At 70.6% G+C, this 20085-nt stretch carries 21 protein-coding genes; 13 read left to right on the plus strand and 8 right to left on the minus strand.

The features are described 5' to 3' along the window. Positions 1–291: 291 nt before the first annotated feature. Positions 292–1407, minus strand: coding sequence for a N(5)-(carboxyethyl)ornithine synthase (locus CFK38_RS07460; RefSeq protein WP_245851259.1), 1116 nt, complete (start codon positions 1405–1407; stop codon positions 292–294). 196 nt (positions 1408–1603) lie between these two features. Further along, positions 1604–2347 (minus strand): sulfurtransferase, encoded by a 744-nt coding sequence (locus tag CFK38_RS07465; RefSeq protein WP_096802508.1) that lies wholly within the window; start codon positions 2345–2347, stop codon positions 1604–1606. Between the two features lie 161 nt (positions 2348–2508). Between CFK38_RS07465 and CFK38_RS07470 the strand changes: the two genes are divergently transcribed. The 4 genes from CFK38_RS07470 to CFK38_RS07485 all read left to right on the plus strand — a co-directional run bounded on the left by CFK38_RS07470 (position 2509) and on the right by CFK38_RS07485 (position 5447). Further along, positions 2509–2949: a YtoQ family protein gene (locus CFK38_RS07470; protein ID WP_096802509.1), complete on the plus strand. Its 441-nt coding sequence runs from the start codon at positions 2509–2511 to the stop codon at positions 2947–2949. 238 nt (positions 2950–3187) lie between these two features. After that, entirely contained in the window at positions 3188–3664 is a 477-nt protein-coding gene (locus tag CFK38_RS07475; protein WP_218192350.1) for a DUF6069 family protein, read from the plus strand. Further along, a complete protein-coding gene (locus CFK38_RS07480) occupies positions 3661–4821 on the plus strand; it encodes a sensor histidine kinase (protein ID WP_096802510.1) in 1161 nt (386 codons plus the stop codon). The genes CFK38_RS07475 and CFK38_RS07480 overlap by 4 nt, the downstream gene beginning before the upstream one ends. A gap of 20 nt (positions 4822–4841) precedes the next feature. Continuing rightward, positions 4842–5447, plus strand: a complete 606-nt coding sequence (locus CFK38_RS07485; protein WP_245851287.1) for a response regulator transcription factor — start codon at positions 4842–4844, stop codon at positions 5445–5447. Positions 5448–5456: 9 nt separating this feature from the next. On the opposite strand, the gene CFK38_RS07490 is transcribed toward CFK38_RS07485, so the two are convergent. After that, complete coding sequence (locus tag CFK38_RS07490; protein WP_338025025.1) at positions 5457–5987, minus strand: zinc-binding dehydrogenase; 531 nt, start codon at positions 5985–5987, stop codon at positions 5457–5459. 407 nt (positions 5988–6394) lie between these two features. Between CFK38_RS07490 and CFK38_RS07495 the strand changes: the two genes are divergently transcribed. Further along, positions 6395–8125, plus strand: a complete 1731-nt coding sequence (locus tag CFK38_RS07495) for an alpha-L-fucosidase (RefSeq protein WP_157773403.1) — start codon at positions 6395–6397, stop codon at positions 8123–8125. Positions 8126–8157: 32 nt separating this feature from the next. Here CFK38_RS07495 and CFK38_RS07500 read toward each other — a convergent pair whose 3' ends face one another. After that, positions 8158–8412 (minus strand): PspC domain-containing protein, encoded by a 255-nt coding sequence (locus tag CFK38_RS07500; protein ID WP_096802512.1) that lies wholly within the window; start codon positions 8410–8412, stop codon positions 8158–8160. A gap of 61 nt (positions 8413–8473) precedes the next feature. On the opposite strand from CFK38_RS07500, the gene CFK38_RS07505 reads away from it, so the two are divergent. Together CFK38_RS07505 and CFK38_RS07510 are read left to right on the plus strand one after the other, a co-directional pair. Then, complete coding sequence (locus tag CFK38_RS07505; RefSeq protein ID WP_096802513.1) at positions 8474–8671, plus strand: hypothetical protein; 198 nt, start codon at positions 8474–8476, stop codon at positions 8669–8671. A 119-nt stretch (positions 8672–8790) separates the two neighbouring features. Then, positions 8791–9558: a phosphatase PAP2 family protein gene (locus tag CFK38_RS07510; RefSeq protein WP_096802514.1), complete on the plus strand. Its 768-nt coding sequence runs from the start codon at positions 8791–8793 to the stop codon at positions 9556–9558. Positions 9559–9609: 51 nt separating this feature from the next. Here CFK38_RS07510 and CFK38_RS07515 read toward each other — a convergent pair whose 3' ends face one another. Then, entirely contained in the window at positions 9610–10455 is an 846-nt protein-coding gene (locus CFK38_RS07515; RefSeq protein WP_157773404.1) for a DUF3152 domain-containing protein, read from the minus strand. A gap of 85 nt (positions 10456–10540) precedes the next feature. Here CFK38_RS07515 and CFK38_RS07520 point away from each other — a divergent pair, with 85 nt between their 5' ends. Further along, positions 10541–11290 (plus strand): DUF429 domain-containing protein, encoded by a 750-nt coding sequence (locus CFK38_RS07520; RefSeq protein WP_096802516.1) that lies wholly within the window; start codon positions 10541–10543, stop codon positions 11288–11290. Positions 11291–11309: 19 nt separating this feature from the next. On the opposite strand, the gene CFK38_RS07525 is transcribed toward CFK38_RS07520, so the two are convergent. Beyond that, a complete protein-coding gene (locus tag CFK38_RS07525; RefSeq protein WP_096802517.1) occupies positions 11310–11897 on the minus strand; it encodes a 1-acyl-sn-glycerol-3-phosphate acyltransferase in 588 nt (195 codons plus the stop codon). Positions 11898–11969: 72 nt separating this feature from the next. Further along, positions 11970–12410, minus strand: a complete 441-nt coding sequence (arfB, locus tag CFK38_RS07530; protein WP_096802518.1) for an alternative ribosome rescue aminoacyl-tRNA hydrolase ArfB — start codon at positions 12408–12410, stop codon at positions 11970–11972. Between the two features lie 115 nt (positions 12411–12525). On the opposite strand from arfB, the gene CFK38_RS07535 reads away from it, so the two are divergent. The 3 genes from CFK38_RS07535 (at position 12526) to CFK38_RS07545 (ending at position 16095) form a co-directional block, all read left to right on the plus strand. Next, the gene (locus CFK38_RS07535; RefSeq protein WP_096802519.1) at positions 12526–12840 is read left to right on the plus strand and encodes a 4a-hydroxytetrahydrobiopterin dehydratase; all 315 of its coding nucleotides are present in this window, start codon (positions 12526–12528) and stop codon (positions 12838–12840) included. A gap of 251 nt (positions 12841–13091) precedes the next feature. Next, a complete protein-coding gene (locus CFK38_RS07540) occupies positions 13092–14090 on the plus strand; it encodes a TAXI family TRAP transporter solute-binding subunit (RefSeq protein ID WP_096802520.1) in 999 nt (332 codons plus the stop codon). A gap of 1 nt (position 14091) precedes the next feature. Further along, on the plus strand, positions 14092–16095 hold the full coding sequence (locus CFK38_RS07545) for a TRAP transporter permease (RefSeq protein ID WP_096802521.1): 2004 nt from the start codon (positions 14092–14094) through the stop codon (positions 16093–16095). A 47-nt stretch (positions 16096–16142) separates the two neighbouring features. On the opposite strand, the gene CFK38_RS07550 is transcribed toward CFK38_RS07545, so the two are convergent. After that, positions 16143–16352: a dodecin gene (locus tag CFK38_RS07550; protein ID WP_096802522.1), complete on the minus strand. Its 210-nt coding sequence runs from the start codon at positions 16350–16352 to the stop codon at positions 16143–16145. 290 nt (positions 16353–16642) lie between these two features. Between CFK38_RS07550 and CFK38_RS07555 the strand changes: the two genes are divergently transcribed. Next, entirely contained in the window at positions 16643–18973 is a 2331-nt protein-coding gene (locus CFK38_RS07555) for a sodium-translocating pyrophosphatase (protein ID WP_096802523.1), read from the plus strand. A gap of 182 nt (positions 18974–19155) precedes the next feature. Further along, a complete protein-coding gene (efeU, locus tag CFK38_RS07560) occupies positions 19156–20031 on the plus strand; it encodes an iron uptake transporter permease EfeU (protein WP_096802524.1) in 876 nt (291 codons plus the stop codon). Positions 20032–20085 lie beyond the last annotated feature (54 nt).

Consider the following 20085-nt stretch of genomic DNA (forward strand, 5'->3'; position numbering starts at 1 on the left):
AGCGGTTCCGCGGCCGGTGCGGGGTGGGCGGCCCTGCGGGAGTTCGGGGCGGGAAGAATGATGATCGACCTCCTCAGGACTGGGATCGGCGCAGCAGGGCTGGCGCCGACCGGCGAGTGCGGAGGCCGTCAGCGCGATCTGGCCGCGTCAGGCGATCGTGGTGAGGCGCCCGTCCTGTATTCGGAGGGCCGAGGCGATCAGATTGGACCCGGCGTCAGCGGGTGCGCGGTGCCGGTGTTGTTGACTGCGGAGGCTGGCCGCAGCCCCGATGCCGCCCCGTGTGCTCGAGGCTCAGGACAGCTCAGCGGTCCGCGGGTGGGGGTACGCGGAGTCCCGGCCCTGGAACGCCAGGATGCTCGGATTCCTGACCTCGCCATCGTGGATCTCGATCGCACGGGAGATCGTCTGATCCGCCATCCAGGCGGGCGGTCCCTCGATCACCGTGCGAAGGAACGGCAGGAGGGCTTCGCTGATCTCCCAGGTGGCCGAGTTCCACAGATAGGACGGGCTGTGGTCCACGGCGTAGTAGTTCACGCCCTGCCCGACGGTGAACATCGGATCCTCGAACTCCGTGGGCCTGGCCCATTCGAAGCCCATCCCCTCGTCGCACGAGACATCGATGATCAGTCTCCCTGCGGGGAACCTCTCCAGATCCTGGGTCCGCAGGTACGTCAGGGGTGCCGCCACGTCCTGGAGCGTGCAGTTGACGACGATGTCGTGCGAGGCCAGGAAGTCCGGGAGCAGGACATCGCCGTCCGCGGTGAGCACCGTGCTGAGGTGGACCGGGCCGTCGCCGGTGTTCAGCTGGGTGATGTGTGCGCTGTGGATCGGGGAGCCGACAGCCGAGACCCCACGCTGGGTGAGGACTTGGATGCCATGGATCCCCTGTGCCTTCAGGGCGGTGACCGCTCCTCGGGCCGTGGCCCCGAAACCGATCACGACGGCGCTGAGTCGCGGCCCGTAGTCACCGGTGGATCCTCTGAGGCTGAGCGCATGCAGCACGGAGCAGTATCCGGCGAGCTCGTTGTTCTTGTGCAGCACATGCAGGCTGAAATCTCCCCGACGGGTCCAGTGGTTCATGGCTTCGAAGGCGATGAGGGTGAGCCGGCGATCGATCGCGGTCTGGGTCATCTGCGCGTCCTGCACGCAGTGGGGCCATCCCCACAGGACGCGGCCCTCCGGGATCGCGGCGACGTCCGCCGCCTGAGGCTTCGGCAGCAGCAGGACGTCAGCGGAGGCGATCACCTCGGCGCGCTCAGCGACCCGCCCCACCCGTGACTCGATGTACCCGGGATCCAGTTGAAAATCGGCGGCGTAGCCGCGCTCGACGATCATCCGCGCCCGCACGTCGGCGTCGATCCGGTCCAGGTGGTGAGGATGCAGGGGAAGTCGTCGCTCGTTCTCCATCGTCGATCCGGCGAGCAGTCCCAGAGTGAGGAGCGGAGGGGTCGACGCCGTGGTGTCCGACGAATGGTCGGAGCTGGCAGCGGGTGGTGGAACGGCGCCGGGCATCCGGCCTCCCATCGTCGGGGAACCAGGGTCAGCTCCGTGATGGACTGTACGCCGTGACCGTTTCAGGCCACTGTGCTCCCGCGGTGGCGCACTACGACGCGATGACGGCCCGCGGCGTGAGGTCGGGCGCAAGCGCCTCGCGCTCATCGAAGACGAAGCACTCCCCGTCGTAGTGGTCCTGACCGATCTGCTCGAAGTAGCCGAGGATGCCGCCCTCGAGCTGGAGCGCATCGATGCCCGCTTCGCGCAGGTAGATCGCGGCCTTCTCACAGCGGATCCCACCGGTGCAGAAGCTCACGACGGTCTTGCCCTCGAGCTCTTCGCGATGAGCGGATGCCGCATCCGGAAAGTGCGTGAACCGCGTGATGCGCCAATCGAGCGCGCCCTCGAAGGTGCCGTAGTCGACCTCGAACGCATTGCGGGTGTCGAGCATGAGGATGTCACGGCCGTCGTCATCGTGTCCCTGATCGAGCCAGCGCTTGAGAGTGCGCGGCGCCACCGCCGGCGCACGTTCCTCGGTAGGGCGGATCGTCGGGTGATCCATGCGGATGATCTCGCGCTTGAGCTTGACGAGCATCTTGCGGAACGGCTGCTCGGCCGACCAGCTCTCCGTCGTCGTCAGAGCGGCGAAGCGGGGGTCATCACGCAGCTCGTCGACGTACCCGCGCACTGCGTCGGCATCACCGGCGAGGAACATGTTGATGCCCTCCTCCGCGAGGAGGATCGTGCCCTTCAGCCCCGCTGTCTCCGCCCGGTCGCGCAGCACGGGGCGCAGCTGCTCACGGTCGGTGATCCGAGTGAACAGATACGCGGCGATGTTGAGGACGGCTTCCACGGGGTGAGCCTACAGAAGGGCGGTCGGGCAGGATGCTCGGCCGCGTGCTGGCACGAGGGCCGTCGGCGTCCCGCAGGCCCGACCCCGGGGCCCTGCCCTGACCGTCTACGATGGTTGCCAGAGCAGCAGACCCGTTCGCACCCCCGTGAGGAGCCCTGACCATGAGTTTTTCCGTCTATCTTTCCGGTGAGATCCACACCGCATGGCGTGACGAGATCCAGCGCGGTGCGGAGGCCGCCGGGCTGGACGTGGTCTTCTCCGCGCCGGTGACCGACCACCCCGCGAGCGACGCCGCCGGCGACCACCTGGGGGCGAACGACAGCTCGTTCTGGCGCGATCATCAGTCCTCGAAGGTCAATGCCATCCGCACCCGCACCCTGATCGAGAAGAGCGACCTGGTGGTGGTGCGCTTCGGGGACAAGTACAAGCAGTGGAACGCCGCCTTCGACGCCGGCTACTGCGCGGCGCTGGGCACGCCCTACATCACCCTCCACGACGCGGACATCGTCCACCCGCTCAAGGAGGTCGACGCCGAGGCCCAGGCCTGGTGCACGACCACGGAACAGGTGGTGGAGACGCTGAGGTACGTGCTCGAAGCCTGAGCCGGCGGCCTGGTCGCAGCCGTCGCGGTCCGGTGCGGCACGAGCCGCTGGACGGCCGAGCTGCGCGCTGCGCTCCGGACGGGGCGAGGACGTCGAGAGAGCCACGGGGCTCGCGTGGTGGCAGGACAGATGTCCTGCTGGGCCGGGGACAGCCGGCTCTGCCGGGGAGGGCACCGGTTCCCTAGCGTCGGAGACAGTCCTCATCGCCGGTGGGGATGCCGACCCCGAGGAGCAGACCATGCATCATCCCTCCACCTCCACGACCACCTCGCCCGCACGGTCGCGGACCTCCGACGCCGCTCTCCGGATCCGCGTGCCGGTCGCCACCGGCACCCTCGCCGCGGCGGCGCTCGCCGGGCTGCTGGTGTGGACCCTCGCCGTCCCCGTCGGTGATCTCTCCCTCGAGCTCGCGGACGGTCGGACGGTCGGCCCGGGCGCGGTCGTTCTCGCCGCAGTGGCGGGCGGTGCCGCGGCGTGGCTGCTGCTGGCGCTGCTGGCCCGCACTCGGCGCGGCCGTGCCCGGTGGGCCATGATCGCGGTCGTGGTGCTGCTGCTGTCCCTGGGCTCTCCCGCCCTCGCGGGAGCCTCCGGGGGAGCGCTGCCGGTGCTCCTGCTGATGCATCTGCTCGTCGGCGGCATGCTGATCCTGGGGCTCCGTCGCAGCGCCGTGCCGCGAGCGGCCGGCGGGCGCACGGTGAGCACGGAGGCCCCATGAGCACCGTCGCACGATCCGCACCGCCCCCGGACTGCGAGGAGGCCGCCCCGCCCCGCGTCGCCCGCCTGTCCGGCCGCTGGTACGCCGTGGCGTGGACCCCGGTGCTGCTGCTGGTGCCGGTGGTCGCGGCCGCACAGCGCTTCGACGTGCTGCAGCTGCTGGCCGTGCTCCTGCTCGGTGCCGTGCACGTCACGACCGCGATCATCGGCCGACGGGCCGGTGCGCGGAGGCTCGCGGAGGCGCTCGTGGCCGTCTCGGTGCTGATGGTGATCGCCTATCAGCTGCTCTGGGACGAGCATCAGGTCTTCCTCTACCCGCTGCTCGCCCTGACCATGGCCGTCGGGGTGCGCCGCCGCCTCGCCCCGGGACTGATCAGCGGGATCGCGCTCAGCGGTGCGGTCGCCGCGGGGCTGACCAGCGCACGCCTCGCGGACGCGCTGGTCTTCGCCATCATCACGTACATGGCCGGTTTCAGTGCGGTCCTCATCGACTCGCTGAGCCAGAGCACGGTGGAGCTCGCTGCGGCCCGGGAACGTCTGGCCCGCTCCGCCGTGGCTGAGGAGCGCGCGCGGTTCTCGCGCGATCTGCATGACCTGCTGGGCCACACCCTCTCGGTGATCGTGGTGAAGGCACAGGCGGTGCGACGCTTCGCGGCGACCGATCCAGGCTTGACCGCCGAGCATGCCCGCGGGATCGAGGAGATCGGCCGGAACGCGCTGGAGGAGGTGCGCGAGGCCGTGGCCGGCTACCGCGAAGAGGTGCTGGCCGACGAGCTCGACTCCGCGCGCAGCACGCTGAGTGATGCCGGCGTGCGGACCGAGATCCGCGGCACGGGAACGGTGCTGCCGCCGCAGATCGACCGTCTCTTCGCCTGGACCGTGCGGGAGGGGGTCACGAACATCCTGCGTCATGCCCCGGCGCGCAGCTGCGCGATCCTCGTCGAGCTCGCGAACGGCGTCGCCACGATCGAGATCATCGACGACGGTCGGCCCGGAGGGCCGGCCGCCGAGGGCGCCGCAGCCCCGACGGGCTCCGGTCTCGCCGGGCTGCGGGAGCGCGCGGAGCGACTCGGCGGCGTGCTGGCCGCCGACCATGAGGCAGGCGGCTTCCGGCTCGGCGTGAGCGTGCCGGTGACGGAGACGAGGAGCGGGCCGTGAGCGCGCAGGAGCCCGCGCGGATCATCACCGTGATGATCGCCGAGGACCAGACCATGATGCGGTCGGCGCTGGTGAGCCTGCTCGGGCTGGAACCGGATCTGCGCGTGATCGGCGAGGTCGATCGCGGGGACGAGGTGGGTGCCGCGGTCGCCGCCCGTCGACCGGACGTCCTCCTGCTGGACATCGAGCTGCCCGGCCGCAGCGGCCTGGATGTGCTCGAGGAGGTGCAGGCGGTGAGCCCGGCGACCGCAGTCGTCATCGTCACGACCTTCGGCCGCCCCGGATACCTGCGCCGCGCCATGGACGCCGGCGCTCGCGGCTTCTTCGTCAAGGACCGCCCGGTCGAGGAGCTCGCCGACGCGATCCGCACGATCGCGGCAGGGGAGACCGTGGTCGATCCGAGCCTGGCGGCGCGGGCACTGCGATCCGGGCCCAGCCCGCTCACCGCCCGGGAGCGCGAGGTGCTGGCCGCCGCGGACGGCGGGGCCCCGATCTCCGAGCTCGCCACGACCCTCCACCTCTCGCCGAGCACGGTGCGCAACTACCTCTCCAGCGCGATCGGGAAGACCGGCGCCCGCAACCGGGCCGAGGCGCTGCGCACCGCTCGCGAGGCGGGCTGGCTGTGACGGGGGCGCTCAGCCGCTCTCCGGTCCGGTGGCGCCCACGGTGATCAGCACGTTGCCGATCTTCTGCCCGGTCTCGACGTACCGGTATGCCGCGACGATCTCCTCCAGCGGATAGCTGCGATCGACGAGCGGTCCGAACGTGCCATCGGCGAGGTGCGTGCGGATCTCCTCGACCACTGCCTGGTCGTCCTCCGGGAACGGGAAGACCACACGCCGTCGGCCGCGACGCACCGTTCCCAGCAGGGACAGCGGCAGATTCTGCCCACCGGGCCCCAGCTCGGAGGAGACGTAGACCCCGTCCGGCCGCAGCAGGTCCCGGCATCGGCCGAAGGAGGACTTCCCGACGGCGTCGACCACGGCATCGAAGCGGTCAGGCAATCGGGTGAAGTCCTCGGCGCGGTAGTCCACGATCTGCGCGGCACCGAGCGAACGCACCAGCTCGGCATGCTCCCCGGCGCACACCGCGGTCACGGCCACCCCCATCGCGGCGAGCTGCTGCACCGCGGCGGAGCCGATCCCGCCTGTGGCCCCGTTGACCAGGACCCGATCGCCGGACCGGACCCCGGCCCGCTAGCCCGCGCACCCTCACCGCACGAGAGGTGGGCCGCCACGGCTCCAGGACGGCGCCGCGAGCGGTCACGGTCAGCTCCGCAGCACCCGCTCCAGCACCACGGCGGACGGTGTCCACCGTCATCTCGACTCGTTGAAGCACAGGGGCACGCCCGACGGGAGCACGGCGACGGTGTCGACGACCCGTTCGACGACCAGGGTCCACTCATAGGATGTCCTCAGCCCGGCGCCGATCTCCATGGCGTCGAGCGCGGTCCTTATCCCCACAACAGCGCTCGGGCGCCGAGGCCCGCTTCCCCAAGACGTCCTATGACGGCTAGGGTAAGCGCATGCTTACTTCAGGATCTTCCGCTCCCGGCCGCCCCTCCTCAGCCCCCGTGACCGACGAGGGAGCCGCCGTCGCCACCGCGGTGCAGCAGAGCGCGCTGGATCTTCAGCGGCGTCAGGCCTGGACCGATGCCCGCTTCGGCGTCATGGTGCACTGGGGAATCTCCGCGATCCCCGCCGGTGTCTGGAAGGGACGGCGTGTGGAGGGACTGACCGAGTGGATCCAGTACCGGGCGAGGATCCCCCTGGCCGAGTACCGGAAGCTGGCAGAGGACTTCAACCCCACGAACTTCGATGCTCGCGAATGGGTGCGCATGGCCGCGGAGGCCGGTGCCAAGTACTTCGTGTACACGGCCAAGCACCATGACGGCTTCGCCATCTACCACTCCCAGGTCTCCGACTACAACATCGTCGACGCCACCCCCTTCGACCGCGACCCGCTGGCCGAACTGGCCGAGGCCTGCGCCGAGCACGGGATCATGCTCGGCGTCTACTACTCCCAGATGATCGACTGGGAGGACCCGGATGCCGTGGGCCCGCAGCACAACGACGTGGACTTCGATCCGGCGACCGGGGACTTCCACTCCTACTGGCGGCGCAAGGCCGCCCCGCAGCTGCGGGAGATCCTCACCCGCTACGGCGACATCGGACTGATGTGGTTCGACATGCCCAGCGGCATCCCGGAGGACTGTGCGCAGGAGGCCTTCGACCTGGTCCGGGAGCTGCAGCCCGGCGCCGTGATCAACAGCCGGCTCGGAGGTGGGGTCGCCCCCGACTACACCTCCATGGATGACAACTACTTCAACAACCTGCTCCCGGAACGGGACTGGGAGACGGCGGCGACCACCAATGACAGCTGGGCCTTCGCCGAGCGGGGAGCCGGTTGGAAGCCCGTGGAGGGACTGTGCGAGGCCCTGGCCTATACGGTCAGCCGCGGGGGGAACCTGCTGCTGAACGTCGGCCCCGATGCGACCGGCGCGATCCCGGCCCAGGCACGGGAGCAGTATGCGGGCATCGGCGAGTGGATGCAGCGGGCCGCTCCCGGGATCCGCGGAGCGGGCCGCCCGCCCTTCCCCGGGGGCTTCGCATGGGGCTACGCCACCGCGCGCGGCACCTCGCTCTATCTGCATGTGGCCGATCGCCGCGCGACCACGCTGGATCTGCCCGGGCTCACGGCCGGCCCCGAGGCGGTCCGGGACCTGGCCACCGGCAGCCCGGTGCCGTTCACGACCTCCGAGCCGGAGGGCCTGGGCCGAGTGGTCAGCCTGGAGCTGGCCGCGCCGACCGATGAGCTGCCTCGGACGATCGAGCTGCAGTTCGCGGCCGCGCCGGAGACCACCGGCGGTCTCATCCAGACCCCGGGTGCCGACCTGCGGCTGGATATCTGGGCGGCCGAGAGCGGTGAGGACGGATCCCGGCGGTGGGAGTTCACCATGGCCACCCCCGGCGACTACCGCGTGGTCCTCCTGACCAAGGAGACCTTCAGCAACTCCGATCCCCAGTGGTGGGCTGACGGGCTCACCGGGACTCTCGTCACCGACCAGGCGCGGCAGTCGTTCACCCTGCGCCGGGACGGGGAGGAGCCGTACCCGATCGTCCATTACTGGAAGATCATCCGCAGCGAGATCGGCCAGCTGCATGTTGCCGCCTCCGGGACGCAGGAGCTGGTGCTGGAGGACCTGCCCGTGGTCGATTCGAAGTGGGACAGGAGCGGAGCGAATGTCGTCGCCCTCCGGCTGGAGCGGACCGATGGCGAGCGTGACGACGAGTCGGCCGAGTAGCAGCGGCCGGGAACTCGGACGCGGGGCCGATGTCAGGCGGGGCCGTGCCTGCCGCCCAGCACCCGCTCCAGGGGGATGCTGCCGTCCTGCCAGGGCGTCAGCACCCACGCCACGAGGTAGGCCCCGACGCCGAGCACCGGCAGCAGGAACGAGGCGAGGAGCAGCGCGCGGGCGAGCCACAGGTTGAGGCCGAATCGGCGGGCGAGACCGCCTCCGATGCCTGCGGCGAGGCGCTGGGGCCCGCGGCGGATCCCGGTGGAGCGGAGTGAGTCGAAGATCGAGTTCATGGCGTCGACGGTACGCAGGATCGAGCTCCGCCACAGTGGGGATGACCCCCGGAGGTGCCGGATGACCTCCGGCACGGAGCGCGACGGCCCTCCCGGGGCCTCGCTCGTCGCCATCTTCGTGCTCGAGCTGATCGATCCGGATATCGGCATCTGGGTGCTCATCGCCCTCGCGGCGTTCGGGTCCGTCATCCTGAGCGGTTATCTGGTCAGCACCAGCCAGCGTGACAAGCGTGAGCTGGAGGCGCTGCGCGGGCACTGACCGGAGGCGCCGTCGCGCCCCGCGTCACCCGGGGCCACTGCACGGCAGCGGTCCCCGGAATGAGAGGTTGGCCGCTCCGTCGCCTCCTCTCGGCCCCAGTCCCCATAGCCTTTTCCTCGATGGTCGCCGACATGCACTCCCCGAGCGAGGCTCCCCTGGACTCCGGTCTGGCAGGGAGTCCCGCCAGAGGGCGTGAACGCACCCGGTGGGACCGGCTGACCTCGGCGCCCAGCCTCGCTGTCACCCTGGCCCTGGTGATCATCGTGGCCGCCGGCCCATTCCAGGACATCGACCTGTTCCTGGCCAAGCGCTGGCTGTACCGGCTGGACCCGTCCCTGCTGCCGTTCGCGCAGAACGTGCTGGACCGGATCGCCGGCCAGGCGGTCTGCCTGCCCATCCTGCTGGGAGTCGCGGCGGTGATCGCGCGGCGGCGGCGATCCTGGCGGCCGCTGCTCATCGCCGGGCTCGCCGAGCTGGGCTTCCTCGCCGGCGTGGGCGGGATGAAGGTGATCCTCGCCCGCGGGGTCACCTATGAGCGGGATCCGCGCTTCCTCGAGGCCGGACTGTTCGAGATGGGCGCCAAGGGGATCAGCTTCCCGTCGGGCCATGCCTCCGAGGCGGTGCTCATCTACGGTGCCGCGGTCTATCTGATCGCGCACTACACCGGTGCCACGGACCGCCTGGTGCGGATCCTGCAGTGGGTGGTCGTGGCGATCACGATCAACTCCGTCGTGGTCTCCTTCCTCATCGGCTGGCACTGGGTCAGCGATCTCGTGGGCGGTGTCCTCGCCGGCGGGCTGTTCCTGCGCCTCCTCGTGGACTGGGATCGCCGCGCCCGGCCGCGGGCCGAGGAGTCGGGGCCGAGGTCGGTGCCCGCCAGTTCCTGAGGACCTCCCGACGGGGACCGTGCGCGGACCCGGTCGGGATACCCGCGGCGCTCAGCGGGACGGTGCGTCGGCGGGCCAGGCGTTGGGCACACAGCCCTGCAGGTCGATCGACTGCTGGAGCATCACCGGTGACGCTTCTCCCGCACCGCCGCAGCGCGCATGGCTGTGCCCGAGGAAGTGCCCCACCTCGTGATTGATCATGTAGGCGCGGTACTCGCTCAGATCGTCGTAGGTGGGGGTGGCGTGCAGCCAGCGATCCGAGTTCAGCACCACGTCGGGCCCGACGCGACAGCTCCACAGCCCACCTGTCCTCGCCGGGAGGCACAGCTCGTCGACCGTCGGAGGGGAGGCCAGTGAGATCGTGAGCTCGGCGTCCTCGAGCGTCGCCACCTGCTGGAACGTCACATCCTCGAGGTCCTGCCAGCCGCGCGGATCGGCGAGGACCTCAGCGATCCGGGCCGCCGCCTCGTCGGCGCCGATCCCGGTCCCGCCCTCGACGCGCAGCGCGTAGGTGCGGACCGTGCTCCCTGCTGCGCTCTCGGCAGGGGCGGCGGCAGCTGCGGCGACGGTCCAGGTGCCGTCGCCCACCGTGCCGGAGCGGACGATCTCCGCGCTCTCGGCGGCCTCCTCCGCGGCGCCTGCCTCGGCCACGGGGGTGGGGGAGGGGCGTGCTGCGGGGCTGCCGTCCTGGCCCTCCCCGCCCCCGTCGCTCGCCATCGCCGACGGCGTGCTCGAGGCGGCGGCGCTGACGGGCTCGCCCTCACCGCCGAGGGTGCGCAGGACCAGGGTCAGTGCGAGGATCAGCAGGACGGCCAGCAGCAGCACCAGGCCGGAGCGGAGGAGGCGACCTCGACGGGTGAGCCGGAGCTGCGGACGAGGCGCTGTGGGGTGGGACACCGCACCACGGTACGGGACTCCGGCGTCGATGACCGGCAGGAACACACGGTCCCCCGCCTGCGCTCGCGCTCAGTACCCTGACTCGATGCATCGCACGTACGTCGGCATCGATCTCGCCGCTCAGCCCCGCCGCACCGGCCTGGCGGTGCTCCGCGAGGACGGGGAGCGCTGTGTGCTCGACACGGTGCGGGTGGGGGCGGGGGACGACGCGCTGATCGGCGCGGTGTCCGGGGCCGCGAAGGCAGGGGTCGACGTTCCGCTGGGATGGCCCCGACGGTTCGTCGAGCTGCTCGCCGCGCACGCCGCGCTCGAGCTGTCCGCGCCGGAGTCCACCGGTGACGATTGGCGTCGTGACCTCGCGATGCGAGCGACGGATCGGGTGGTGCACCGGCGGACGGCCCTGACCCCGCTGAGCGTCGCGACGGACCGCATCGCCCACCCGGCGCTGCGGTGGGCCGGCATCGAGGCCCGGATGCGGGACCTCGGTCTCGACGTCGCGCGCGACGGCTCGGGAACGCTCTGCGAGGTGTACCCGGCGGCGGCGCTGCGGATCTGGGGACTCGCCCATCGCGGGTACAAGGGCGACAAGAACCAGGTGCCGCGGGCTGCGCTGGTCGACACGCTGAGTGCGCGAGAGCCGTCGCTGGACTGGAACGGGCACCGTGCGCTCTGCGCGTCCGCGGACGATGCACTGGATGCTGTGCTGGCGGCGCTCATCGCCCGCGAGGTCGACCACGGCCGTGCGGTCCCGCCGGACCCGGAGCACCTCGAGCTCGCCCATCAGGAGGGCTGGATCTGGCTCCCTCGCGAGACGCCGCAGGAGGTCGGTCTCTGAGCGGTCCCCCGCCTCGGGCTCAGCCGGCCGATGCTGTGCCCCCGCCCTCCTCCCGCAGGCGCGGTTCGACCCGCTTCGCCGGGCGGTAGCCGGCCTTGTCCGCGTAGTACGCACGGATGCGGTCCATATCCGCACCGATGTCCCCGCTCAGCTCGATGCTCGGTCCCAGGCCCGTGGTCATGGTGGTGCGATCCACGTAGCCGAGCACCACCGGCATCCCGGTGGCCTGCGCGATGCGGTAGAAGCCGGATTTCCAGTGGGCGTGCGCGCCGCGCGTGCCGTCGGGCGTGACCACCAGACCGAACCTCTCACCGGCGTGCAGCCGGGCCACCACCTCCTCGACCACCCGGCTCGGTGCCGAGCGGTCCACCGGGATCCCGCCGAGCGCCCGCATCAGCGGACCCCGCCAGGAGGTGAACAGGGTGTGCTTGCCGAGCCAGCGCATCGGCATCCGCAGCCTCCAGGAGATGGCCAGCATGATCACGAAGTCCCAGTTCGAGGTGTGCGGGGCCCCGATGATCACGGAGGGACGGCGCGGAGCGGGCTCGGTGACGAGCTGCCAGGGGGCGACGGCCCAGAAGGCACGGGCGAGAAGGCGACGGAGCATGCGCTCAACCTAGGTGACCGGTGGTGCTCCACGGCGCGGAATCCGCAGGCCGGTGCGGATCAGCGGCGCGGATCACTCGGAACCGGGCGGGCGCCGCGTCTGCTTGAGCACCGCTCGCCGTCGCTTCGCCTCCAGCCGCCGACGCTTCGATGCCCTGGTGGGGCGGGTCGCACGACGCGCCACCGGGGGAGCGACCGACTCGCGCAGCAGGGTGGCGAGACGTTCACGCGCCGCGCGACGATTCTGGTGTTGGGAGCGCTGTTCGGCGGCGGTGACGGTGAGGACGGCGCCGGCGAGCTTCCCGGCCAGGTGGGCGAGCGCGCGCGTGCGCTGGACCTCGTCCAGCGCCGTGGTGGTGGCCAGGTCCAGGCTCAGCTGGACCCGCGAATCGGTGGTGTTGACCCCTTGTCCTCCGGGGCCGGAGGCATGGGAGAACTGCTCGGACAGCTCCGCGGCGGGCACGAGCAGGCCGTGCGGTGCGCCCGGGCCGGGGGTCACCCGCAGATCGTCCATGCCCCCAGTGTGGCCGACCGCGGTGCGCGACGGCGGCGGACGCGCACCGAGGGCACGACGGGGACATTCCGGGGACGGGGTAGCCGCGCGGCCCCGATCCGGGCACGATGGAGGCATGGCTGATTCGAAGAAGACCCTGACCTCCGCCGAGATCGCCGAGGCCGCGCTCACCGACTGGCGTCAGGACGGCGAGACGCTCACCGCGCGTTTCGCCACCGGTGACTTCGCGACCGGCCTCGATCTCGTCGGCCGCATCGGAGCATCCGCCGAGGAGGCGAACCACCACCCCGACCTCACCCTCACCTATCCCGAGGTCACCGTGACGCTCTCGAGCCACGACGTCGGCGGGATCACCTCCCGCGACCTCGCTCTCGCACGCCGGATCAGCGAGCATGCCGCAGCTCTCGACATCGCGGCGACCTCCGCCTGACCCCTCCCGCGCGTTCCGTCCCGGGACGAGGGAAGGCCGCACGAGAGATCCACGGCGGCGTCGAGGCTGTCGTGCGGGTCCTGCTGCCCGGACCGTTACTGCACCGTTGCCTTGCCGGGCGCCATAAGTGGTGGCCAGATGCCCTGGATGTGGTGAGATGGGCCCATCCTGCCCGCAGAGTCCCCTCGGGGAGCTGGCGGGCACCCGTACGAGCGTGGTCTGAACGACCTCGACGAAGAGGAGCGCACACGATGAGAATCGGACGACGGACATTTGCGACGCTGGGCCCGCTGGCGGCCCTCGGCCTGCTGGCCGCCTGCAGCGACGACGGCGGCGGCAGCGACGGCGGCGGTGGTGGCGGCGAGGGTGACTTCGTCACCGACCTCACCTTCGGCACCGGTGGTACCGGTGGCGTGTACTACCCCCTCGGCGGCGAGTACGCGACCATCTACGAGGACAACATCGACGGCATCACCGTCACCTACACCGATTCCGGCGCCTCGGTGGAGAACATCGGCAAGATCTTCCAGGGCGAATGGCAGCTGGGCATCGCCCAGTCGGACACCGCCAACAAGGCGGTCACGGGCGAGGGCGAGTTCGAGGGCGCCCAGGTCGACAACATCGGCTGGATCGCCGGTCTCTACCCCGAGGCCGCCCACATCGTCACGCTCGAGGGCAACGGGATCGAGTCCCCGGCGGACCTCAAGGGCAAGAAGATCGCCGTGGGCGACGTCGGCTCCGGCACCCGTGCGGTCTCCGATGCGATCCTCACCGCCTACGGCATCGGCGAGGACGACTACGAGAAGTTCGAGCAGGACTTCTCCAGCTCGCTCGATCTCCTGCGCGACAACAACATCGATGCGTCGGTGTTCGTGGTCGGCACCCCGACCGGCTCGCTCGGCGACCTCGCCGCGACCAATGACGTCAAGCTGGTCTCGCTCGAGCAGGACAAGGCCGACAAGGTCGCGAGCGAGAGCCTCTACGAGGTCTACACGATCAAGCCCGAGGCGTACGAGTTCCTCCAGGAGCCGGTCACCACCCTCTCGGTCGCCGCGGCGCTGATCGCCTCGACCACACAGGTCAGCCCCGAGGTCGGGTACGAGCTCACCAAGGCGACCTTCGAGTTCGCCGACACCATCACCCTCCCGCAGGGCGACCTGATCGCCCACGACTTCGCGCTGACCGGTCAGGGAGAGGTCCCGCTGCACCCCGGCGCGAAGAAGTACTACGAGGAAGAGGGGCTGCTCTGAGATGAGCGCCGAGGACCACGAGAAAGCTCCCGGAGCCTCCTCTCTCGAGGTCGACGAGCAGGCGCAGCATGAGGCCGAGGCGAGAGCCGAGGAGCTGCTGCGCGAGCACGACGCATCCAGTCGAGTCCGCACGAAGCTGGGGCTGTGGGCCTGGGGGGTGGGCGGTCTCTCGATCGCTCTCACCCTGTTCCACCTCTATACCGGGATCTTCGGCTCCCGGCCCTCCCTGATCCAGGGTGCCATCCACCTCGCCGGCGCCACCTCGATCATCTTCCTGCTGTACCCCGCGGGCAAGTCCGTCGAGCGTCGCGGCGGCAGAGCCGGAATCCCCTGGTGGGACGTGGTGCTGTCGCTGGTCGCGCTCGCGGTCAACCTGTACATCGTGGTGCGGTACTCGCATCTGACCAGCAATCTCGTCCAGATCATGGGCTTCGAGACCCTCGACTACGTGGTCGCCAGCCTGGGCATCGTGCTCACGCTCGAAGCGACCAGGCGCTGCGTCGGCCTGCCGATCGTGATCATCGGCCTGACGGCGATCGGCTATTCGACCGTGATCGTCGGCCAATCCTGGCAGGACTACGCGGTCGGCACCTTCTTCACCTCTCGCGCCGGCATCTTCGGAACGCCGATCCAGGTCTCCTCCACCTTCATCTTCCTGTTCCTGCTGTTCGCCGTGGTGCTGATCCGCACCAACATCGGGCTGCTCTTCAACGACCTGGCCTTCCGCCTCACCGGGCGCTTCACCGGTGGTCCGGCGAAGGCCGCGGTGGCGGCCTCCGGCCTGCAGGGGATGATCTCCGGCTCGTCGGTCGCGAACACCGTCGCCTCGGGATCCTTCACGATCCCGCTGATGAAGAAGGCCGGGTTCCGACCGCACTTCGCGGGCGCGGCCGAGGCCACCGCCTCCACGGGCGGGCAGATCATGCCGCCGATCATGGGCGCCGCCGCATTCATCATGGCGGAGTACACCGGGATCCCGTACAACGACATCATCGTCATCGCGATCATCCCGGCGGCCCTCTACTTTCTGGGGGCGTTCGTCTCCGTGCACTTCGAGGCGAAGCGCATGCGGATCAAGGGCATCCCCGCCTCGGAGCTGCCCGGGTGGAAGAGCATCCTGGCGAGGCTGGACCTGCTGGCCCCGCTGGTGATCATCGTGTTCATGATGCTGTCGGGCTTCTCGCCGGCGCGCGCCGCGCTGTGGGGTGTGGGAGTGGCCTTCGCCCTGAGCTTCCTGCGCAAGTCCACCCGGCTCTCGTTCACCGGGATCGTGGCGACGCTCGAGGCCGGCGCCCGCACCGCGCTCCCCGTGATCGCCGCCTGTGCGACCGCCGGCATCGTGGCCGGCACGGTCACCGGCACCGGCCTGGGCGGTCGGCTCGGCAACGCCGTCATCGACATCGCCCAGGGCAACTTCCTGCTGGTGCTGCTGATGACGATGATCGTCTGCCTGATCCTCGGCATGGGTCTGCCGACCACCGCGAACTACGTGGTCACCGCCACCGTCGCCGCGCCGATCCTGATCAACAACTTCGAGGTGCCGGTGATCGCTGCGCACATGTTCGTGTTCTTCTTCGGGATCCTCGCGGACGTCACCCCGCCGGTCTGCCTGGCCGCCTACGCCGGCTCCGGCATCGCGGGCTCCAATCCGCTCAAGACCGGCGTGACCGCGCTGCGGCTGGCGATCGCCGGCTTCCTCATCCCGTTCGTGTTCGTCCTGGAGCCGTCGCTGCTGCTCGCAGGCACCGTCGCCGAGCTGATCCCGGCTCTGGTGACGGTGATCCTGGGCATGGTCGCGATCGCGGCGGGCCTGGCCGGCTACTTCGTCACGGATGCCACGAAGATCGAACGGGTGGTGCTGGTCGTCGGCGGCGTGATGATGGTCTATCCGTGGATCGTCATCTCGGTGGTGGGCATCGTCCTGGCGGCAGCCGTGGTCGCGCTGCAGCTCATCCGGCGCGGTCGGCACCGCAGCGACCGCGGCTCCGCCCCGGTCGCCGCCTGAGCAGCGCTGACGCGGCCCGGGGCAGGCCCCGGATCCGCCACGACGTCTCAGCCGTCGTGGCGGAAGCCGATCTTGATCGTCACCTGCCAATCGGCGACGTAGCCGTCCTCGAGATGGCCACGGATGGACTGGACCTCGAACCAGTCCAGGTTCCGCAGGGTCTTGGATGCCTGGGCGAGAGCGTTCTTCACCGCATCGTCGCTGCTCTCCGGTGAGGTGCCGACGATCTCGGTGACGTTGTAGACGTGGCCTGCCATGGTGACCTCCTGGTGGACGCCTGCGGGGCCGGACCCCGCAGGATCGGTGCGCTCACGCTACGCCGCAGGCGGCGCGGAGGCCAGGGCCCGGCGCCACGACAGCCGTGCTGGCGCGGTCCGGCAGCGAGCCCTCGGCGCGCCCCGACCAGGACCCTCGCCCCCGGAATCTGCCGAAAGGGTATGACCGGGGATCGATCACGGCTAGGGTGCCCGCATCAGGACGGCGCGCTCATCGACGAGCGCGGCCCTATGACGGAACCCAGAACCACGACGACGTGCGGAGGCCCCTCATGACCCCGGAAGCCATCACCCTCTCCGCGGCGAGTCTCACCACGGTGGCCGTGATCGTGGTGATCTCCCTGATCGCCATCGCCATGGCGCTGAGATTCCGCACCGAGGTGCTGCGGGCCAAGACGGGGACCGACGCCATGAACGAGGTCGCCGGTGCCGTCCAGGAGGGCGCCGCAGCCTACCTGCGCCGACAGCTGCGCACCCTGGGCGTCTTCGCCGTCATCGCCTTCCTGCTGCTCCTGCTGCTGCCCACCCACGGCGCGAGCGGCACCGAGGGGATGCTGCTGCGCGCAGCGCGCTCGGTCGCGTTCCTGGTGGGAGCCGCCTTCTCCGGTCTGATCGGCTACCTCGGGATGTGGCTGGCGGTGCGGGCGAACGTGCGGGTCGCCGCGGCGGCGCACGAGGTGGGCCGGGACCCGGCGATGCTCATCGCGGTGCGCACCGGTGCCTGCGTGGGGATGGCGACGATCGGTTTCGGCCTGCTCGGCGCCGGCATCGTGGTGCTGATCTTCGGCGGTGACGCCGCACTGGTGCTGGAGGGCTTCGGCTTCGGCGCCGCGATGGTGGCGATGTTCATGCGCGTCGGCGGCGGCATCTTCACCAAGGCCGCCGACGTCGGCGCCGACCTGGTGGGCAAGGTCGAGCAGAACATCCCCGAGGACGATCCCCGCAATGCCGCGACCATCGCGGACAACGTCGGCGACAACGTGGGCGACTGCGCCGGGATGGCCGCGGACCTCTTCGAGTCCTACGCGGTGACCCTGGTCGCCGCACTGATCCTGGGCCGGGCCGCCTTCGGCGAGGCGGGGATGGTGTTCCCCCTGATCGTCCCCGCGATCGGGGTGCTCACCGCCCTGATCGGCATCTACCTCACCACCCCTAAGGACGGCCAGAGCGCCCTGACCACGATCCGGCGCTCCTTCCTGTACTCGGCCGTGATCTCCGCGGTGCTGTGCACCGTCGCGGCCTTCGTCTACCTGCCCGGCAGCTTCGCCGAGCTCGGCATCGAGGACTCGACCGCCGCGGTCGACGACCCGAGGATCATCGCCGCCGGCGCGGTCGCGATCGGCATCGCCCTCGGCGTGCTGATCCTCTACCTCACCGGCTACTACACCAGCACCGAGGACCGGCCCGTGCGCCAGGTCGCCGGCACCTCCCGCACCGGCGCCGCGACCGTGGTGCTCTCCGGCTTCTCGCTGGGCCTGGAATCCGCGGTGTTCACCGCCCTGGTGATCGCCGCGGCGGTGTTCGGCGCCTTCCTGCTGGGCGGATCCGGGATCGCCGGCCTGTTCGCCATCGCCCTGGCCGGCTGCGGCCTGCTGACCACCGTCGGCGTGATCGTCGCGATGGACACCTTCGGCCCGGTCACCGACAACGCCCAGGGGATCGCCGAGATGTCCGGCGATGTGGACGGCGAGGGCGCCCAGGTGCTCACCGAGCTCGACGCCGTCGGCAACACCACCAAGGCGATCACCAAGGGCATCGCGATCGCCACCGCCGTGCTCGCCGCGACCGCCCTGTTCGGCTCCTACACCGACGCCATCCACGAGGTGCTCGGCGACCGGTATCAGGCCTTCCTGGACCAGTCCGTCGTCTTCTCCCCGCAGACTCTCGTGGGCGTGATCATCGGCGCCGCGGTGGTGTTCCTGTTCTCCGGCCTCGCGATCAGCGCCGTCGGTCGCGCCGCCGGCGCCGTCGTCTACGAGGTGCGCCGCCAGTTCCGGGAGATCGCCGGGATCATGGAGGGCACCGCGAAGCCGGAGTACGGGCGCGTGGTCGACATCGTCACCCGCGACTCGCTGCGGGAGCTGGCCACCCCCGGCCTGCTCGCCGTGGCCGCGCCCATCGCGGTCGGCTTCGGGCTCGGCGCCCCGGCCCTGGCCGGCTACCTCGCCGGCGCCATCTCCACCGGCGTGCTGATGGCGATCATGCTCGCGAACTCCGGTGGCGCCTGGGACAACGCCAAGAAGATCGTGGAGGACGGCCACCACGGCGGCAAGGGCTCCCTCGCCCATGAGGCCACCATCATCGGCGACACCGTCGGCGATCCGTTCAAGGACACCGCCGGTCCCTCGATCAACCCGCTGATCAAGGTGATGAACCTGGTGGCCGTGCTGATCGCCCCCGCCGTGGTGGGGATGAGCGCGCTCAGCGGGGACGCGAACCCGATGCGCTACCTGATCGCCGGGGCGGCCGTGGCCGCGATCGCGGTGGCCGTGACCATCTCCATCCGCCGCGGCGTGGTGCTGGACACCGAGGACGTGGAGCCGGCCGGGAACCCGGCCGAGGCACCCAGCCGGGAGACGGCGCCGCGGCCGGAATCGCACTGATCTCGGAGACGGCCCGGCGGTGACCGGTGCGGCGGTGACCCACGCCTCACCTGACTTTCGAAACACCATCGTTCGACAAATCGCTGAGGATACCCTTAGTATCACTCCGCGGCACTCGTCGTCACGCCCCCCGGCATCCGATGGATCCTCGGGACGACCTTGCACCACCACCCGGAGATCCGATGTTCCTCCCGAATCTGCTGATCGCCCTGCGCGAGGGGCTCGAGGCGACGCTCGTGGTGAGCATCCTCGTGGCCTACCTGGTGAAGTCCCAGCGCCGCGATGTGCTGCCGAAGCTGTGGATCGGCGTCGCGGTCGCGGCCGCGCTCCCGCTGCTCCTCGGCGCGGTGCTCACCTGGGGACCGAAGACCCTCACGTTCCAGGCGCAGGAGATCCTCGGCGGCTCGCTCGCGCTGCTGGCCGTCGCCCTGACCACCGGGATGATCTTCTGGATGTCCAGGCATGCGCGCGGGCAGAAGCAGGGCCTCGAGGGCGAGCTGAGTCGGGCCCTGGCCCGCGGCGCCGGCTGGGGCGTGGCCCTGGTGGCGATCGCGGCCGTCGGCCGGGAGGGCCTGGAGACGGCGCTGTTCGTGTGGGCGACGGTGAAGTCCTCGGTCGAGAACTCGGTGGCCGCGACCACCGCCGGGCTCGTCGTGGGGCTGGCCCTGGCGATCGTGCTGGGCATCCTCATCTATCGCGGCGCCCTGCACCTGAACCTGGGTCGCTTCTTCACCTGGACCGGTGGTTTCCTGATCCTCATCGCCGCCGGGATCGTCGCCTACGGGATCGGTGACTTCCAGGAGGCCGGCGTGCTGCCGGGCCTGTACACACACGCCTGGGACCTCTCGGCCCTGCTGCCCGCGACCACCTCCCCGGTGTACTGGCTGTACGTCGTCGGCCAGGCGATGTTCCAGGTCAACGTGCAGCCGACGGTCCTGCAGGTGGTCGCCTGGCTGCTGTATGCCGTCCCGGTGAGCGTCCTGTTCGTCCGCCGCGTACGGGCCGGCGCCCCGCGTCCCGCTCGCGAGGCTGCGGTCCCCGCGACCGCCGCCGTCTGACCATCACGTCCCCCTCAGTCCGCGCCCTCGGGCGCCCCCGATACCCTTCCGGAG

It is taken from the genome of Brachybacterium vulturis, from assembly GCF_002407185.1.
Taxonomy (GTDB): domain Bacteria; phylum Actinomycetota; class Actinomycetes; order Actinomycetales; family Dermabacteraceae; genus Brachybacterium; species Brachybacterium vulturis.